A 2,054-nucleotide genomic window follows, 5' to 3' on the forward strand; every position below is an offset into this window, starting at 1 on the left:
GCAATGGCCGATGCCGGCCCTGGTTTGGCGGTGACTATCAGCTTGCCTCAGCATGGCTGAGATCTCAGGCAAAACCGGGGAAATAGTCGACCTTTATTCTCGAACGGCGAACGCCCATGGCAAGGAGCTGCTGGCGCAGAGCCTTCGCCATTGCTTGCGGGCCGGAGATGTAGAACGTGCGTTCGAGATAGTCGGGCATGGTGACGCGCACCAGGCGGGCGTCGACATAGCCCGCATATTGGCCGCGCCCTGCGTCCTTGGCTACGGCGTGGAACGTCCTTATACCCAGCTCGCGCCACGCCGAGCCAAGCACTTCTCGATAGGCGATGTCCCCCTGGCTCTCCGTTCCGTAAAGGACAACGATGGGACGCAGTTCCTTGCGATCGATGAGGTATTGCAGCATCGAACGGAATGGCGTGATGCCGATGCCGCCGGCTAAGAAAGCGATCTTGACCTGCTGGTCAGACGGTAGCGTGAAATCGCCAGCCAGTTGTGAGGCGTGAATCGCGGCGCCGGGCCTCATGCTGCCAAGTGCCTGCTTGAACGCGCTCGATTGCGGATGGAACCTGACTCCAAGCCGTACCGATTGCTCGGTCGGCGACGAGGCGACAGTGAAGTAGCGCCGGTTGCCGCGATTGTCGGAGCGGTTGAGGCCAAGCGTCCATTCAAGGTATTGACCCGCCTGGAAGGCAAGCTTTCGCGGCGACCTGAAGATGAAGTCATAGCTGTCCGCGGCGGTCTGTTCGATGCCTTCCAAGGTCAGCACGAAGCGCCCTTTCGGGCTCACCGAGTAGGCGAAAAGGTTGCCCGTTAGAAGTGCAAGCTCGGGCGTGAAATAGAACGAGCCGATGTGGATGTTGGGTGCGAACAGGACGCCGACAATGCAGGCAAAAATAATGCGCGGCCAGCGTTGTGTCGGAGCTGTCAGTGGTTCGGTCAGCATCACGAAGGCGAAGAACAGCAGCGGCGACGAACCCAGCGTTTCCTTGAGCACATCGCCATATTGTGCGGGCTCGGTTGTCGCCAGGATGGTCACCAGCGCCGCGGCAATAAATGTCGTGACGAGATCCAGGCGACGGAGCTTGCGGACAACAAGAATGCCGCCGCTCAGCACCAGGGGAAGCAGCCACGAATTGCCACCGACCCACCAGGTGGCGGGGTTGTCCAGCAGCAGCGCCGACAAAGCCACGCCGAGGGCCGCAGGATTGAAAAGGTGTTTTCGACCGACGGCGAAGATGAATTTGGATGAGATCGCCCAGACAGAGGCGAATGCGACAGCCCCAATGCCCTTGAGGTCGGTCACAGCCACCGGATCGAGGATGAGGGCCAGAATGAGTGCGGTGATGTAGACGGATTCACTGTTTGCTGGAATCTCGAAGACCAGTGCGAAAACCCTGTTGGTGATCCAACAGGTCGAGAGTGCCAGTGCCGTGGTGAAGGCGAGCGCGAGTGGATCATGCGGCACGAGCTTGATAATGCCGAAGACGAAGGCCGCGACAATTAGAGCCACTAGATAGTAGCGCACCAGCCTGTACATAGTCAGGTGGTCGAGGAACCGATCGACTGCCTTGATCATGGTTTGCACAGGTCTCCGAAGCCGGTTGTCGGCGTGGCGCGGCCGTTGATGTCGACGACATATCCCTCAAGGCCGGGAGTTTGCTCGATGAACTGGATACCACCCCTGCCCATGGCGAAGGCTGCGGTGGCGAAGCGATCGGCTTCGAGCACATCGGATCCTATGACCGTCAGACTCACGATCTCAGCGATCGGATCGCCAAACGCATAGGGATTGTAGATGTGGTGGCCGCGTGCATAGGTACCAGAAGTGACGACGCCGCGACCGCGTGGATAAATGATCTTGATGATCTCATCCGTATTGAACGGATTGCGGATGCCGACGCTCCAGTCGAGATGTGAGGCGTTCTTTCCGCATGACTGGATGTCGCCTCCGGCTTCGATGAAGAAATCACTGAAGCCGGCCTTGTGGACGATACCAGCGGCATTGTTGATGGCCCATCCCTTGACGATTCCGGACGGATCGAGCGAACCGTCGG

The 2,054-nt window shown here is 59.2% G+C and carries 2 protein-coding genes; both read right to left on the reverse strand.

What is annotated here, in order from left to right:
* Positions 1 to 64 precede the first annotated feature (64 nt).
* Complete coding sequence (locus EOA75_RS32220) at positions 65 to 1,576, reverse strand: RnfABCDGE type electron transport complex subunit D (protein ID WP_127326091.1); 1,512 nt, start codon at positions 1,574 to 1,576, stop codon at positions 65 to 67.
* The coding region (locus EOA75_RS32225; RefSeq protein WP_164747733.1) for an FAD:protein FMN transferase at positions 1,573 to 2,054 on the reverse strand (482 nt) is incomplete at its 5' end. The genes EOA75_RS32220 and EOA75_RS32225, both read right to left, overlap by 4 nt.

The organism is Mesorhizobium sp. M1A.F.Ca.IN.022.07.1.1, assembly GCF_003997575.1.
Taxonomy (GTDB): Bacteria; Pseudomonadota; Alphaproteobacteria; order Rhizobiales; family Rhizobiaceae; genus Mesorhizobium.